We start from the raw sequence: 15,517 nt of genomic DNA, 5'->3' as shown, positions 1-15,517 counted from the left end.
GGCGGTGCTCAAACCGCCATGATCTCGGCTTCCTTGGCCGCGACCAGCTTGTCGATCTCGTTGATCACGCGGTCGGTGAGCTTCTGCACCTCGTCGAGGCTGCGGCGCTCGTCGTCCTCGCCGATTTCCTTGTCCTTCAGCAGCTTCTTGGCCTGCTCGTTGGCGTCGCGGCGCAGATTGCGCACGGCCACCTTGGCGTCTTCACCGGTGTTGCGCACGACCTTGGTCAGGTCCTTGCGGCGCTCTTCGGTCAGCGGCGGCATCGGCACGCGGATCAGGTCGCCCTGAGAAGACGGGTTCAGGCCCAGGTCGCTCTCGCGGATGGCCTTCTCGATCTTGGCGCCCATGCCCTTTTCCCAGGGCTGGACGGAGATGGTGCGGGCATCCAGCAGCGTCACATTGGCCACCTGCGAGATGGGCACCATGGAGCCGTAGTAGTCGACGCTGACCTGATCGAGGATGCCAGGGTGGGCACGGCCCGTACGGATCTTTTGCAGCTCGCCCTTCAACGAATCGACGGACTTGGCCATCTTGGCCTCGGCGTTTTTCTTGATGTCAGCAGTACTCATGATCTGTCGTCTCTCGTGGATTCGCTCAAACGTGGACCAGCGTGCCTTCGTCTTCGCCCTGGACCACGCGCTTCAGCGCGCCGGCCTTGAAGATGCTGAACACCTTGATCGGCAGTTTCTGGTCGCGGCACAGCGCAAAGGCAGCGCCGTCCATGACCTGCAGGTTGCGCGAGATCGCCTCGTCGAACGTGATGCTGGCGTAGCGCGTGGCCTGCGGGTCCTTCTTGGGGTCGGCCGTGTAGACGCCGTCGACCTTGGTGGCCTTCAGCACGATCTCGGCGCCGATCTCCGCACCCCGCAGCGCCGCGGCGGTGTCGGTCGTGAAGAAGGGGTTGCCGGTGCCGGCGGCGAAGACGACGACCTTGCCCTCTTCCAGATACTGCAGCGCCTTGGGGCGCACATAGGGCTCGACGACCTGCTCGATGGCGATGGCCGACATCACGCGTGCCGTCATGCCTTCCTGGCGCATCGTGTCGGCCAGCGCGAGCGAGTTCATCACCGTGGCCAGCATGCCCATGTAGTCGGCCGTGGCACGGTCCATGCCGACGGAGCCGCCGGCCACACCGCGGAAGATATTGCCGCCGCCGATGACGACGGCCACTTCCACGCCCAACTGCGTCACTTCACGGACTTCCTGCACCATGCGGACGATGGTCGCGCGATTGATGCCGTAGGAGTCGTCGCCCATCAGGGCTTCACCGGAAAGTTTGAGCAGGATGCGTTTGTACGCGGGCATGGTGTCCTCTGAATTCGGGGGGCTGCGTGGCCCGCAAGTTTAAAGGGCGCCAACTTGGCGCCCTTCTTCTATCGCAAGAGTCTTACTGACCCTTGGCTGCCGCCACCTGGGCGGCCACTTCGGCCGCGAAGTCATCGACCTTCTTCTCGATGCCTTCACCCACGACGTACAGCGTGAAGCCCTTGACCGTCGTGTTGGCAGCCTTCAGGTGGGCGCCCACGGTCTGCTTGCCGTCGGCGGCCTTCACGAAGACCTGGTCCAGCAGCGAGACTTCCTTCAGGAACTTCTGCACCGAGCCTTCGACCATCTTGGCGACGATGTCGGCCGGCTTGCCGGATTCGGCAGCCTTCTCGGTGGCGATCTTGCGCTCCTTCTCCACCAGGTCGGCCGGCACGTCGGCGCTGGACAGCGCGGCAGGCTTCATGGCGGCGATGTGCATCGCCACGTCCTTGGCGGCCACTTCGTCACCCTCGAACTCGACGACCACGCCGATGCGGGTGCCGTGCAGGTAAGCAGCCAGCTTGCTGCCGCTGTAGCGCTGGAAGCGGCGGATCGTCATGTTCTCGCCGATCTTGCCGATCAGGCCCTTGCGCACGTCTTCCACCGTCGGGCCGAAGCCTTCTTGCGACAGGGGCAGCGCAGCCAGCGCAGCCACGTCGGCCGGGTTGTGCTCGGCCACCAGGCCGGCCAGCGCGCCCACGAAGGCCAGGAACGCGTCGTTCTTCGAGACGAAGTCGGTCTCGCAGTTCACTTCGATCAGTGCGCCATTGCCATTGACCACAGCAGACGACACCACGCCTTCGGCGGTGATGCGCGAGGCGGCCTTGCCGGCCTTGTTGCCCAGCTTGACGCGCAGGATCTCTTCAGCACGGCCCAGGTCGCCATCGGCCTCGGTCAGCGCCTTCTTGCACTCCATCATCGGGGCGTCAGTGCGGGCACGCAGTTCGCCCACCATGCTTGCGGTGATAGCAGCCATTTCGTTTCTCCAGATCTCAGTTGAGAAAAAGGGGCACGACGGCCCCTTTCAATGCAGGGTGGAAGGGGCTTAAGCCTCTTCGGAAACCTCGACGAACTCGTCGCCAGCGGGGGCGACGGCAGCCAGCACGTCGGCAGTGGCGTTGGCCTTGCCTTCGAGCACGGCGTCGGCGACGGCGCGGGCGTACAGCGCCACAGCCTTGGCCGAGTCGTCATTGCCGGGGATGACGTAGTCGATGCCTTCGGGCGAGTGGTTGGTGTCAACCACGCCGATGACGGGAATGCCCAGCTTCTTGGCTTCGGCGACGGCAATCTTGTGATAGCCGACGTCGATGACGAAGATGGCGTCGGGCAGCGCAGTCATGTCCTGGATGCCGCCGATGTTCTTTTCCAGCTTGGCGATGTCGCGCTGGAACAGCAGGGCTTCCTTCTTGATCGCGGGCTGCGTGCCGGCTTCGACCTGGGCTTGCATGTCCTTCAGGTTCTTCAGCGAGGTCTTGACCGTCTTGAAGTTGGTCATCATGCCGCCCAGCCAACGCGAGTCGACATAGGGCATGCCGGCGCGCTGCGCTTCGGCGGCGATGAACTCACGGGCTTGGCGCTTCGTGCCGATCATCAGGATCGTGCCGCGCTTGGCAGCCAGCGAGCGCACGAACTTCATCGCATCGTTGAACGCGGGCAGCGTCTTCTCGAGGTTGATGATGTGGATCTTGTTGCGATGGCCGTAGATATACGGGGCCATCTTGGGGTTCCAGAAGCGGGTTTGGTGGCCGAAATGGACGCCGGCTTCCAGCATCTCGCGCATCGTGACAGACATGGGTCTAACTCCGAAGGTTGTGTCTAAAATCCGGCCCGAATTGCGTTGCAGCGCCTGAAAACAGCCGTCGGAGCTGGCTTTCAAGGCCGCAAACACAACACCTTTGAGTGGCCGGTTTGCGATTTGCTGTGACGAGTGGCGCTGAATACCTCAGCCACACACCCTCACAACCGTTTCGCCGGGGCTTTTGCAGCGCATCGAGTGCGCCAGCCACCAGCAAAACCTGCAGAGTATACACGACCGATGGCCCTCCTCCGCCGACGCCGCCTTGCTGCGGCCACCTGCCTGCGCGCAGCCGCCCCCTCGCAGGTGCTCGCTTGAGCCGCCGCGTCGCGGTGGTTGGCGCCGGCCTGGCTGGCGTGACGACTGCCTATGAGCTGGCCGCGCTCGGCTGCCAGGTGCACGTCTTCGAGCGCGGCGGCAGCATCGCCGGGCGCGCCAGCTTCGCCAGCAGCGCGCTGCTGTCTCCGTTTCTGCCGCAACTCATCAACACGGCACCGCCCGCGCCATTGATGTGGCGCTGGCGCCGCTGGCGCGCCGGGCGCCGCGGCGGCGAGGCGGGCGCCGCACTGGCAGCCCTGAGCCTGCTGGGACTCGCCCGGACGGCCGTGTTGCGCCAGAGCCTGCGCCTGGAAGACGAAAGCACCGATGGCCTACTCGTGGCACTGACGGACGCCAAGCGCCTGGCAGCCGCCGAGTCGCGACTCGACAGCTGGGCGGCACTCGGCGCGCAGGTGCAACTGCTCGACGCGAGCCAGGCCCGGCTGCGCGAGCCCGGGCTCGACCCCGACGCCCCGCTGGCCGGCGCCCTCGCGCTGACGGGCGGCGGCGCCGGCAACCCGCGGCTGTTTGCACAACAGATGCGTCACCACGCACAGCGCCTGGGCGTGCGATTCCGGTTCAACACGACGGTGCGAGCGCTCAGCGCCGATGGCAGCGGGCCGACGCTGCGCCACGAATACGTGCCGCCAGCGGACAACTCCTCGCGTTTCGCGGAGCGCGATGCCAGCGACATCGTGTCGCAGCGGCCGGAAGTGCGCGACGAGCGCTTCGACGCCGTCGTGCTGTGCAACGGTCTGGCCGCGCAATCGCTGCTGGGCGCGCAACGGCTGCCACTGGCGGCCCAGCACGAGACCTCCGTCACCGCCCCGATACGCCTGCTGGAAGCTCATCCCGACCTCGGCCCCAAGGCCGCCTGGATCGATGCCTCCCGCGGCATCGTCGTGGCCCGCACCGGCCAGCGCGTGCGCATCAGCGGCGACCTTGCCGTGACCGATGCCAAGGCCAAGCACAAGCCGGACTTCGAAGGTCTGCATCGCGGCCTGCAGCATTGGTTCCCTGGCTCAGTGCTGCGGCAGCAGGTGCAGCACAGCCAGAGCCGGCGCGCCGTGGCCGCCGACGGGCTGCCGGTGCTGGGCGCCAGCGGCCGGCCGGGTGTGTGGCTCAACCTGTCGCCAGGTGGCCAGGGCTGGGGGCAGTCGTGCGGCGCGGCACTGGTGCTTGCCCAGCAGATCGCCGGCACCCACCCCGCGATGGACATCGCCGCACTGGGGCCGCAGCGGCTCGCCTAAGCTCGCGGGCATGCAAGCGCTGCTGCCCACCCGCTCCACCCTGCCCCTGTTCGACGTGGCCGCCAGCCGGCGCATCGAGGCGCGCGCGCTGGCGCACTCACCAGACCTCATGGAGCGCGCCGGCCTGGCCGTCGCCAAGCTGGCGCTCGCGTTGCGGCGGGGCGAAGGGCCGATCTGGATCGCCTGCGGGCCAGGCAACAACGGCGGCGATGGACGGGTCGCAGCGCGGCGACTGTCAGAGATCGGCTTGCCCGTGCACGTCGGCCACACGGCGCCACCCCAGCCGTCTCTGGTCATCGACGCCTTGCTGGGCCTGGGGCTGAACCGCCCGCCCGATGCTGCGCTGCAGACCACCATCGCCGCGATGCAGACCTGCGGCGCAACCATCCTCGCCGTCGACCTGCCCAGCGGCCTGCTGGCCGACACCGGCCAGGCGGCGGGCGGCGCGGCCGTCAGGGCCGACCACACGCTGGCGCTGCTGACCCTGAAGCCGGGGCTCTTCACCGGCGAGGGCCGCGGCTATGGCGGCCAGCTGTGGTTCGACGACCTCGGCATCACACCCGACGAGGTGGCCAGCGCCGACCTGCTCGGCCCGTCGCCCCTCCCGCAGCGCAACCCCACCAGCCACAAGGGCAGCCACGGCCAGGTGCTCATCGTCGGTGGCGCGCCCGGCATGCAGGGCGCCGCACGGCTCGCCGCACGCGCGGCACTGGCCTGTGGCGCAGGCCGCGTCTATGTCGACCTGCTGGGCCTGCCGGCCACCGAACCAGCCGACCCCGGCCAGCCCGAGTTGATGCGCGGCCGGCTCGCAGACCTGCCGCAGGCGGTGGGCGTCGTCGGCTGCGGCGCGGGGCCCACCATCGCCGATGCGCTGCCCGCCCTGCTGCGCGAGGCACCAAAGCTGGTCATCGACGCCGATGCGCTGAACGCCATCGCAGCCGACGACGAACTGCAGACCCTCGTGCGCGCACGCACCGCCGGCTCGACGCTGCTGACGCCGCACCCGCTCGAAGCCGCCCGCCTGCTGGGCTGCGACACGAGCGCTGTGCAGGCCGACCGCCTCGCCGCCGCGAGCGAACTGGCCCGACGCCTGGCCTGCACGGTCGTGCTCAAGGGCTCCGGCAGCATCATCGCGTCGCCCGGCGAACGCCCGGCCATCTGCGCCAGCGGCGGGCCGGCTTTGGCCACCGCCGGCAGCGGCGATGTGCTGGCCGGCTGGTTGGGTGGCTTGTGGGCGCAGCAGCCTGGCGCCAGCGGCCATGCCATCGCCTGCGCGGGCGTCGACGCGCACGGCCGGGCCGGCGAAGCCGGCGGCGTGCTGCGCGCCGGCGATCTCATCGAACGCCTGGCCGCACGGCGCTGACAAGCGCCGCTGGCTCAGCGGCGCTTGCGAGCGGGCGGCTTGGCCGACGTCTTCTTCGCGGCCTTGGTCGCCGCCCGCTTGGCCGCCTTGATCGGATGCAGCGTGGCCACGACTTCCTTGCGGCTCTTCTTCACGTCGCGGTCCGCCTGGCGCACCTCGTCCAACACCTCGACGGCCGTCTTGGGGGCGCGCTTCTTGGCCGGAGCCTTGGATGGCGCCTTGGCGGCCGGCTTGCCCGCCGCACCTCGCCCGGGCGCTCGAACGTCGTCGGCGTCGCGCACCAACCGGAAGTCGATGCGACGCCCGTCCAGGTCGACACGGCTGACCTGCACCTGCACGCGCGCGCCCGTGGCGTAGCGAATGCCGGTGCGCTCGCCGCGCAGTTCCTGCCGCACATCGTCGAACTTGAAGTACTCGCCGCCGAGCTCGGTGATGTGCACCAGCCCCTCCACGTACAGCGCATCCAGCTGGACGAACAGGCCGAACGACGTGACCGCGCTGACCGTGCCGGCGAACTCTTCGCCCAGCCGGTCGCGCATGTAGCGGCATTTCAGCCACGCCTCGACGTCGCGGCTGGCCTCGTCGGCGCGGCGCTCGTTCGCGCTGCAATGCGCCCCGACGACCTCCCAGCGCTCCGCCTCGTTGCGCGCCTCCGCCGGGTTCGGCGGCGCCGCTCGACCGGGCCGCTTGGGCGCCTGCGGCACCTGCATCTTGGCCGCATCGAGCGTGTAGCGCTTGGATGCCAGCAGCGCCTTGATCACCCGGTGCACCAACAGGTCGGGGTAGCGCCGAATGGGACTCGTGAAATGCGTGTAGGCCGGATACGCCAGACCGAAGTGGCCGGAGTTCGTGCCCGTGTAGATGGCCTGCTGCATGGACCGCAACAGCATCTGGTGAATCTGCTGCGCGTCGGGGCGGTCCTTCGTCGCCTCGGCGAGCTGCTGGAACTCGCGCGGCACCGGGTCGTCGGAGATGCCCATGCCGATGCCCAGCGACCGCAGGTAGGCCTGCAGCGTCTGGCGCTTCTCGGGCGTCGGCCCTTCGTGCACGCGGTACAGCGCCGCATGCTTGTTGGTCAGGATGAAGTCCGCCGAGCAGGTGTTGGCGGCCAGCATGGCCTCCTCGATCAGCCGATGCGCCTCGTTGCGTGTGCGCGGGATGATCTTCTCGATACGCCCGTTGTCGTCGCAGACGATCTGCGTCTCGGTGGTTTCGAAATCGATCGCGCCGCGGCGCTGACGCTCGGCCAACAGCGCGCGGTAGACCTCGTGCAGGTGCAGCAAGTGCGGCACCAGTTCACGGCGCTTTGCCGCCTCGGGGCCGTGCGTGTTGCCGAGAATGGCCGCGACCTCGGTGTAGGTGAAGCGCGCATGCGAGCTGATCACCGCCGGATAGAACTGGTAGGCGCTGACGGTGCCGTCGCTCGACACCAGCATGTCGCACACCATGCTCAGCCTGTCCTCGTAGGGGTTCAGCGAGCACAGGCCGTTGGACAGCTTCTCCGGCAGCATCGGGATGACGCGGCGCGGAAAGTAGACCGATGTCGCGCGCTCATAGGCGTCGGCGTCCAGCGGTTCACCGGGCTTCACGTAGTGCGACACGTCGGCGATGGCGACCAGCAGCCGCCAGCCGTCGAAGGCCTTCTTGCCACGCCCCTGCTTGAAGGGCTCGCAGTAGACGGCATCGTCGAAGTCGCGCGCGTCCTCGCCGTCGATCGTCACCAGCGGCACGTCACGCAGGTCCACCCGCTGCTTCAGGTCCACGGCGCGCAGCCGCTCGGGCAGCTTGGCACTTTGCGCCAGCGTGTCGGGGCTGAAACGATGCGGCACGTCGTACTTGCGCACGGCGATCTCGATCTCCATGCCCGGGTCGTCGATCTCGCCGAGCACCTCGACGACACGCCCCACCGGCTGCGAGTACAGCGACGGCGGCTCGGTCAGCTCGACCGCAACGACCTGGCCTGCGGCCGCATTGGCGATGCCGTTCTTGGGGATCAGGATGTCCTGCCCCATGCGCCGGTCCTCGGGTGCGACGAGCCAGACGCCGGACTCCAGCAGCAGCCGGCCGATGATGGGCCGCTTCTTGCGGTCCAGGATCTCCAGCACACGCCCCTCGGGCCGCCCACGCTTGTCGAAACGCGTGACGCGCACCCGCAGGCGGTCACCATGCATGACGGCATGGGTTTCCTGTGCCGACAGATAGACATCGGCTGAGCCATCGTCAGGGATCAGGAATCCATGCCCGTCCCGGTGGCCTTGCAGCGTGCCTTCAACCTCGCCGAGCAACCCGGCGCCCTCGCCCGCAGGCGAAACATTTGTGTTCTTCAAGTTTTTGATGATATAGTCCCTCTTTCCCTGAAACGGCTCAGGACTTCAACAGAAGTTTTGAGCACCTTGCCCAGGTGGCGGAATTGGTAGACGCACTAGTTTCAGGTACTAGCGGGTAACTCCGTGGAGGTTCGAGTCCTCTCCTGGGCACCAAACAAAAGAAAAAAGGCCGACGCGCAAGCGCCGGCCTTTTTTCTTTTGGCACCCAGGAGAGAACTCGAAGGGTTTGCCGCCGGGACCGCGGGCAAGCCCTGCGGCTTGCCCGACGCCAGGCGAAGCTTCTGTGCATGCAAGCGCTGAACCGGCAAACCGGGGTCGCGCTTGCGTGACCGAGTCCCCGACGATGGGCCCTCGATGGGCCCATCGTCGAGTGGCGGCACAAACCGAGCTTTCAAGTCGTGCCACTCACCCATTCCCGTCAAACGACGAATTTCTTCGCCAGCGCTTCCGGCCCCATGCCGTCGTACTCTTCGAACGGCTGGTGAATCCACGGCGAGGTTTCCAGCATCTCGCAGTAGTAGTCGGGCGTGTAGGCCGACACCTTCTTGGTCCAGATCACGGCCGAGCGCAGCTCGGTGATGGCCGGCATGCCGCGCAGGCGCTCGACCACCGCCTTCAGCGTCACGCCGGAGTCGGCCAGGTCGTCCACCAGCAGCACACGGCCCGCCAGCTCGCCCTTGGGCATGGTGATGTACTTGGCCATGTCCAGGCGGCCCTGGATGGTGCCGGCCTCGGCACGGTAGGAGCTCGTGGACATGATGCCCAGCGGCTTGTCGAACACGCGGGACAGCACGTCGCCCGGGCGCATGCCGCCGCGGGCCAGGCAGAGGATCTGATCAAACTGCCAGCCCGAAGCATGCACCTTCAGGGCAAGGCGTTCGGTGAGCAGGTGGTACTCGTCCCAGGATACGTAAAGGTGTTTGCCGTCGTCGGTCAGCATGGTGTGGCGTCTCCGTGGAGTGAGAGGTTCAAGCGGAATAAGGGTGGCGCAGCACGATCGTGTGCTCGCGGTCGGGGCCGGTGGACACCATGTCGATGGGCGCGCCGATGACCTCTTCGACCCGCTTGAGGTAGCTGCGCGCGTTCGCCGGCAGCTTGTCCCAGGACGTCATGCCGAAGGTGGTTTCCGTCCAACCCGGGAAGGTTTCGTAGATCGGCGTGCAGGCCTCGATCTCGTCGGCATCCAGCGGCAGGATGTCGAGCTGCTTGCCGTCCAGCTCGTAGCCGACGCAGACCTTGATCTCCGGCAGGCCGTCCAGCACGTCGAGCTTGGTCAGGCACAGGCCGGTGATGCCATTGATGATAATGGAACGCTTCAGCGCCGCAGCGTCCAGCCAGCCGCAACGGCGCGCGCGGCCGGTCACGGTGCCGCGCTCCTGGCCAACGGTCGAGAGGTGGTGGCCGACCGTGTCGGGCACTTCCCAGTCCAGCTCGGTCGGGAACGGACCCGAGCCGACGCGCGTCGTGTAGGCCTTGGTGATGCCCAGCATGTAGTGCAGCATCTGCGGCCCCACGCCGGCACCGGCCGCCGCGTTGCCGGCCACGCAGTTGCTGGATGTCACGTAGGGGTAGGTGCCGTGGTCGATGTCCAGCAGCGTGCCCTGCGCACCCTCGAACAGGATGTTCTGGCCGGCCTGGTGAGCCTTGTGGATCAGGTAGCCGACGTCGGCCAGCATGGGCTTGATGGCTTCAGCCATCTTCATGGCCTGCTCGAAGATGGGCTCGAACGCCAGCTCCTCGCCCTTCAGATAGCCACGCAAAGCGAAGTTATGCAGCTCCAGCAATTCGCGCAGCTTCTTGGCGAAACGCTCGGGATGCTTCAGGTCCTGGGCGCGCAGCGCGCGGCGGGCCACCTTGTCTTCGTAGGCCGGGCCGATGCCCTTGCCGGTGGTGCCGATCTTGCCGCTGCCACTGGTCTCGCGCAGCGCCTCACGCGCCTTGTCGACGGCCACGTGGAAGGGCAGGATCAGCGGGCAGGACTCGCTGATGAACAAGCGCGAACGCACCTCGACGCCCGCCTTCTCCAGCCGCTCGATTTCCGACAGCAAATGCGTCGGGTCCAGCACAACGCCGTTGCCGATGTAGCAGGCCACGCCGTCGCGCATGATGCCGCTGGGGATCAGTTGCAGCGCGGTCTTCACGCCCTTGATGACCAGTGTGTGGCCGGCGTTGTGGCCGCCCTGGAAGCGCACGACGCCTTCGGCGTGATCGGTCATCCAGTCGACGACCTTGCCCTTGCCTTCGTCACCCCATTGGGTGCCGACGACGACCACATTGCGTCCACGCGCGGTTTGGCTCATGTTGATTGCCTGTCTTGCTTGAAATGGAAAGGGGCGCTGGCGCTCAGAGCGGCCGCACGACCCACTCAGCGTGCTCGCGAACCAGTTCGCGGTCACAGTCGAATTCATCGGCCTCGTGCTCGTGCCCGGGCAACACGCAGACCACCGTCTCGCCGCGCTCGCGCAGCGCGCGCACCGCCTGCCGCAGCGACGCGTCCTCGCCCCAGGGCGCCCGCACGGCCGCCCGCAGCGGCGTGGCCGGCACGAGGCTCACGAGTGTCTTGAGGTCCAGGCTGAAGCCCACGGCCGGCCGACGCCGGCCGAACGCCGCACCGACCTCGTCGTAGCGGCCGCCGCGCAGCACGGCATCGGCGCAACCCGGCGCATAGGCCGCGAAGCGGATGCCGGTGTAGTAGGCATAGCCCTGCAGATCGGCCAGATCGAAGCCCAGGCTCACCTCCGGGTGCACCGCCGCCAGGTGGCCGGCCAGCCAGTCCAGATCGGCCAACGCCGCCTTCACCAGCGGGTGGGCCGGGAGCCGGCGAGCCGCCTCGGCCAGCACCTCTCGCCCACCAAACAGGCTGGGCAGCGCCTGCAAGGCATCTCGGGTGGCCGCTGGCATGCCAGCCGTCAACGCGGCCAGCCCGGCGACGTCCTTGGCCGCCAGCGCTGCCGTCAGCGCGGCCAGCGCCTCGGGCGACAGCTTCACGCCGTCGAGCACGCCTTGGAGCAGGCGGGCGTCACCCAGGTCCAGGATGACACCCGTGATGCCGGCGCGGCGCAGCGCGTCCAGCGCCAGGTCGTGCACTTCCAGGTCGGCTTCCAGGCCGGCGTGCCCGTAGACCTCGACGCCAAATTGCAGCGGCTCGCGGCTGGTGTTCAGGCCATCGGGCCGCGTGTGCGTGACCGGGCCGCAGTAGCACAGCCGGGTCACGCCCTGGCGGTTCAGCAGGTGGGCATCGATGCGCGCGACCTGGGGCGTCATGTCGGCGCGCAGGCCGAGGGAGCGACCGGAGAGCTGGTCCACCAGCTTGAAGAGCTTGATCTCGGAGCCGCGACCCGTGCCGGACAGCAGCGAGTCGAGGTGCTCCAGCAGTGGCGGAATGACGAGCTCGCAGCCATAGCTGCGGGCCATGTCGAGCAGCTCTCTACGCAGCTCTTCGATACGGCGCGCCTGCGACGGCAGGACATCGGCGATGTGCTCGGGCAGCAGCCAAGCAGAGGTCATGGGCGCGGGCTAGGCGGTTAAAAACGGCATTGTACCTATGCCGTTTCTCAACGCACCTTCAGATCAGCGCAACCACAACCATCCGGCCGTGCCGAGCAGCACGCTGACCAGCCCGATGAAACGGATCTGGCCATCGCTCATGGCCAGCACGCGGGTGAAAACCTCCCGCCACCGCGCCGGGCTGATCAGGGGCAACGCGCCCTCGATGACCAGCACCAGCGCCAGCGCGGCGAGCAGTTCCGTCACTTGCGCGCGGGAGCCGCAGCCGGTGCTGCGCCGGCGCCACGCATGGCCTTGAAGAAGTCGGCGCTCGGGTCGACGACCATGACGTCGCTCTTCTTCGAGAAGCTGGCGCGGTAGGCCTCCAGCGAGCGATAGAACTGAGCGAACTGCGGATCACGGCCGAAGGCTTCGGCATAGATGGCGGACGCCTGCGCATCGCCCTCACCCATGATCTTCTGCGCGTCGCGGCTGGCTTCGGCAACGATGATTTCGCGCTGGCGATCGGCATCAGCCTTGATCTTGGCCCCTTCGGCCGAGCCGGTGGAGCGCGCCTCGGCGGCCACGCGCTTGCGCTCGGAGTCCATGCGGCGATAGACCGACTCGGTGATGCTGGATGCGAAGTCCACGCGCTTGATGCGCACGTCCACGACCTCGATGCCGAATTGCTTGGCCTCATCGGCCAGGCGCTTGCGCACGTCCTGCATGATCTTCTCGCGCTCGGACGCCAGCACCGCGATGACGGTGCGCTTGGTGACTTCCTCGTTGAAGGCTGCCTGCACGACCGGCGCGAGGCGGTTCTCGACGTTGCGGATATCGGCGCCGCTGTTGCGGATGAACTGGCGCGGCTCGGCGATGCGCCACTTGATGAGCCAGTCGATGACCAGGCTCTTCTTCTCGGCCGTGAAGATGGGACGCGACTCGGAGCTGTCCAGCGTCTGCACGCGGCGGTCCAGCAGCACGGCGTTCTGCAGCGGCGGCGGCAGCTTGAACTTCAGGCCCGGCTCGGTGATGACTTCCTTGATTTCGCCCAGGGCATACACGACGGCGAACTGGCGCTGGTCGACGATGAAGAGCGTCGACGACAGCAGCATCAGGACGACGAGAGCGCCGGCGACGATGGCGGCAATGCGGTTCATTCGGTGAGTCCTCGATCAGCGGCCGTCGCGGCTGCGTTGGTTGTCGCGGCTGCGGGGGTCGTTGGCGCCGGGCACGGTGGTCGGCTCGGGCACCGCCGTCGGCTGCGGTGCCGACACGGTGACGCTGCCACTGCTGCCCTGCTGCATCAGCTTGTCCAGCGGCAGATAGAGCATGTTGGAGCCGCTGCGGCTGTCCACCATGACCTTGCTGACGTTGGCATACACCTGCCGCATCGTGTCGATGTAGATACGATCACGCGTGACCTGCGGTGCCTTCTGGTACTCGGCCAGCACGCTCTTGAAGCGCTGCGCATCACCCTCGGCCGTCGCGATGACGCGCGCCTTGTAGCCTTCGGCCTGCTCGTGCAGCGCGGCCGCATCGCCCTTGGCGCTGGGGATGACCTGGTTGGCGTAAGCCTGTGCGTCGTTCTTCAGCTGCTCGCGGTTGGCGTTGGCCTTCTGCACATCGTCGAAGGCCGCCTGCACCTGCTCGGGCGGCTGCACGCTCAGCACGTTGACATTCTTGACCTGGATGCCGGCCTTGAGCCGATCCAGCTGCACCTGGATGGATTTCGCCAGGTCCATCGCGATCGCGTCGCGCTGCTCGTAGAGCACCGAGTCCATCGAGCTCTTGCCGACGATCTCGCGCACGGCCGATTCGGCCGCCAGCATGACCGCATCCTTGGGCTGCGCGTTCTCAAACAGGAAGTCGCGCGCATCCTTGATCGTGTACTGCACGGTGAAGCGGATGTCGACGATGTTCTCGTCCTGCGTCAGCATCGACGAATCGCGCAGACCGGTGGCCGGCACGACGCTGGCGCGACCCACCTCAACCTGCTGCAGCTGCGACACCGACACGATTTCGTGTGCCTGGAACGGATAAGGCAGGCGCCACTGGAAGCCGGCATCCACCGTCTTGCTGAACTTGCCGAAGGACGTGACCACGCCCTGCTGGCCTTCCTGCACGATGAAGAAGCCGCTCGCCAGCCAGCCCAGCGCCACGACACCGGCAATCAGGCCCGCGCCGATGCCGGCGCCCTTCATGTCGGGCGAACCGCCGGCACCGCCGCTGGAGGAGCCGCCGCCACGGCCACCGAACAGGCCCGAGAGCTTGCGGTTGAAATCGCGCCAGAGTTCATCGAGGTCCGGCGGACCATCGTTGCGGCCATTGTTCAGCAGCCGGCCCGCCGCACGGGCGATCGGCGTCATCAGGCGTCGAGCCCAAGGGCTGCGGGGCGGTGTGTGGAAAGTGCTGCTCATGCCTGCGAAGGGTCTGAGGAAGTGGGTTCGTCGTCGTCCAGCAGATGCGACGGGTCGACGTCGAAACGTGGGTCCCGCTCGTCGGGAATCAAGGGCTGGGCCTGCATGGCCGTCGAGATCAGCTGGCGCAGCTCGGCGAGACCGCTGCCGTCGATCGCACTGACGAAGACGCGCGGCGTCGGTTCGGTGGAGCCGTTAGGGCGCAGCATCGCATCGACGATCTCGCGCGGACGCTGGTCGTCGGCCAGCAGATCCTGCTTGTTGTAGACGAGGATCTGCGGCACCTGGCCGGCGCCGATTTCCTCGAGCACGCGCTCGACCTCGGCCATCTGCTCGTCCAGCACCGGGCTGGCGGCATCGACGACATGCAGCAGCAGGTCGGCATCGGCCGCCTCCTGCAGCGTCGCGCGGAAGGCCTCGACGAGCTTGTGCGGCAGGTCGCGGATGAAGCCGACGGTATCGGACAGCGACACGCTCGCGCCGGCCTGCTCCAGGTAGAGCGAACGCGTCGTCGTGTCGAGCGTGGCAAACAGCTGGTTGGCCGCGTAGGCACGGGCCTTTGTCAGCGCATTGAACAGCGTGCTCTTGCCCGCGTTCGTGTAGCCGACCAGCGAGACCTTGAAGACGCCGTTGCGTGAACGCGAGCGGCGCTGCGTGCTGCGCTGCTTCTGGACCTGCTTGAGGCGGTCCTTGGTCTTCTTGATGCGGTCGTCGATCATGCGACGGTCCAGCTCGATCTGGGCCTCGCCGGGGCCGCCGCGCATGCCGATGCCGCCGCTTTGCCGCTCCAGGTGGCTCCAGCGGCGCACAAGCCGCGTGGCCAGGTATTGCAGCCGGGCCAGCTCGACCTGCAGCTTGCCTTCATGGCTCTGGGCGCGGGCGGCGAAGATCTCGAGGATCAGCGCCGTGCGGTCGGCCACCGGCACGCCCAGCACGCGCTCGAGGTTGCGCTGCTGCGCCGGCGAGATGGCCTGATCGAACAGCACCGTGTGGGCCTGGTGGGCCTGCACGAGCAGCTTGATCTCATCGGCCTTGCCGGAGCCGACGAACAGCGCCGCATCGGGCGCCTGCCGGCGGGCAATGACCTTGGCGACGGGGGTGTCACCGGCCGACTCAGCCAGCAGAGCCAGTTCGTCGAGACTCTCGTCGAAACCCTGCTTGGCGGACTGCCGACCGAAATCGACACCCACGAGAATGGCGCGCGCCGCCTCGGAGGGCGGCGTCGCGGTGTGGGTAGAGGTCGAGGACAAGGG

General features: G+C 67.6%; 14 protein-coding genes and 1 tRNA gene. 3 read left to right on the top strand and 12 right to left on the bottom strand.

The window, feature by feature from the left end; genetic code table 11:
- Positions 1 to 8: 8 nt before the first annotated feature.
- From frr to rpsB, 4 genes are all read right to left on the bottom strand, one after another.
- The gene (gene frr / locus ACG00X_RS01060; RefSeq protein ID WP_394486058.1) at positions 9 to 569 is read right to left on the bottom strand and encodes a ribosome recycling factor; all 561 of its coding nucleotides are present in this window, start codon (positions 567 to 569) and stop codon (positions 9 to 11) included.
- A 25-nt stretch (positions 570 to 594) separates the two neighbouring features.
- Positions 595 to 1,305 (bottom strand): UMP kinase, encoded by a 711-nt coding sequence (gene pyrH / locus ACG00X_RS01055; RefSeq protein ID WP_394486056.1) that lies wholly within the window; start codon positions 1,303 to 1,305, stop codon positions 595 to 597.
- Positions 1,306 to 1,387: 82 nt separating this feature from the next.
- Positions 1,388 to 2,281 carry a translation elongation factor Ts gene (gene tsf / locus ACG00X_RS01050; protein ID WP_394486055.1) on the bottom strand — a complete coding sequence of 298 codons (894 nt, stop codon included), beginning with the start codon at positions 2,279 to 2,281 and terminating at the stop codon, positions 1,388 to 1,390.
- A 69-nt stretch (positions 2,282 to 2,350) separates the two neighbouring features.
- Complete coding sequence (rpsB, locus tag ACG00X_RS01045) at positions 2,351 to 3,097, bottom strand: 30S ribosomal protein S2 (RefSeq protein WP_394409478.1); 747 nt, start codon at positions 3,095 to 3,097, stop codon at positions 2,351 to 2,353.
- A gap of 317 nt (positions 3,098 to 3,414) precedes the next feature.
- Between rpsB and ACG00X_RS01040 the strand changes: the two genes are divergently transcribed.
- Both ACG00X_RS01040 and ACG00X_RS01035 read left to right on the top strand, forming a co-directional pair.
- Positions 3,415 to 4,668, top strand: a complete 1,254-nt coding sequence (locus ACG00X_RS01040) for an NAD(P)/FAD-dependent oxidoreductase (protein ID WP_394486053.1) — start codon at positions 3,415 to 3,417, stop codon at positions 4,666 to 4,668.
- 10 nt (positions 4,669 to 4,678) lie between these two features.
- A complete protein-coding gene (locus ACG00X_RS01035) occupies positions 4,679 to 6,031 on the top strand; it encodes an NAD(P)H-hydrate dehydratase (protein WP_394486050.1) in 1,353 nt (450 codons plus the stop codon).
- Positions 6,032 to 6,045: 14 nt separating this feature from the next.
- On the opposite strand, the gene rnr is transcribed toward ACG00X_RS01035, so the two are convergent.
- Positions 6,046 to 8,358: a ribonuclease R gene (gene rnr / locus ACG00X_RS01030; RefSeq protein WP_394486048.1), complete on the bottom strand. Its 2,313-nt coding sequence runs from the start codon at positions 8,356 to 8,358 to the stop codon at positions 6,046 to 6,048.
- A 68-nt stretch (positions 8,359 to 8,426) separates the two neighbouring features.
- Here rnr and ACG00X_RS01025 point away from each other — a divergent pair.
- Positions 8,427 to 8,511: transfer RNA gene (locus ACG00X_RS01025), tRNA-Leu, on the top strand.
- Positions 8,512 to 8,776: 265 nt separating this feature from the next.
- On the opposite strand, the gene ACG00X_RS01020 is transcribed toward ACG00X_RS01025, so the two are convergent.
- The 7 genes from ACG00X_RS01020 to hflX all read right to left on the bottom strand — a co-directional run bounded on the left by ACG00X_RS01020 (position 8,777) and on the right by hflX (position 15,514).
- Positions 8,777 to 9,298 (bottom strand): phosphoribosyltransferase, encoded by a 522-nt coding sequence (locus ACG00X_RS01020; protein ID WP_394486047.1) that lies wholly within the window; start codon positions 9,296 to 9,298, stop codon positions 8,777 to 8,779.
- A 28-nt stretch (positions 9,299 to 9,326) separates the two neighbouring features.
- Positions 9,327 to 10,658 carry an adenylosuccinate synthase gene (locus ACG00X_RS01015; protein WP_394486045.1) on the bottom strand — a complete coding sequence of 444 codons (1,332 nt, stop codon included), beginning with the start codon at positions 10,656 to 10,658 and terminating at the stop codon, positions 9,327 to 9,329.
- A gap of 43 nt (positions 10,659 to 10,701) precedes the next feature.
- Positions 10,702 to 11,865, bottom strand: coding sequence for an ATP phosphoribosyltransferase regulatory subunit (locus ACG00X_RS01010; RefSeq protein WP_394486044.1), 1,164 nt, complete (start codon positions 11,863 to 11,865; stop codon positions 10,702 to 10,704).
- A 63-nt stretch (positions 11,866 to 11,928) separates the two neighbouring features.
- Entirely contained in the window at positions 11,929 to 12,111 is a 183-nt protein-coding gene (locus ACG00X_RS01005) for a DUF2065 domain-containing protein (RefSeq protein WP_394486043.1), read from the bottom strand.
- Positions 12,108 to 13,004, bottom strand: a complete 897-nt coding sequence (hflC, locus tag ACG00X_RS01000) for a protease modulator HflC (protein WP_394486040.1) — start codon at positions 13,002 to 13,004, stop codon at positions 12,108 to 12,110. Before hflC ends, ACG00X_RS01005 begins: the two co-directional genes overlap by 4 nt.
- A gap of 15 nt (positions 13,005 to 13,019) precedes the next feature.
- Positions 13,020 to 14,213: an FtsH protease activity modulator HflK gene (gene hflK, locus ACG00X_RS00995; protein ID WP_394486038.1), complete on the bottom strand. Its 1,194-nt coding sequence runs from the start codon at positions 14,211 to 14,213 to the stop codon at positions 13,020 to 13,022.
- A gap of 47 nt (positions 14,214 to 14,260) precedes the next feature.
- Positions 14,261 to 15,514: a GTPase HflX gene (gene hflX / locus ACG00X_RS00990; RefSeq protein ID WP_394486036.1), complete on the bottom strand. Its 1,254-nt coding sequence runs from the start codon at positions 15,512 to 15,514 to the stop codon at positions 14,261 to 14,263.
- Between the last annotated feature and the right edge of the window lie 3 nt (positions 15,515 to 15,517).

The organism is Pelomonas nitida (genome assembly GCF_043555975.1).
GTDB classification, from domain to species: Bacteria; Pseudomonadota; Gammaproteobacteria; order Burkholderiales; family Burkholderiaceae_C; genus Pelomonas; species Pelomonas nitida.
Note: the sequence above shows the minus strand (reverse complement) of the source record. Positions and strands in the feature narration are given on the sequence as shown.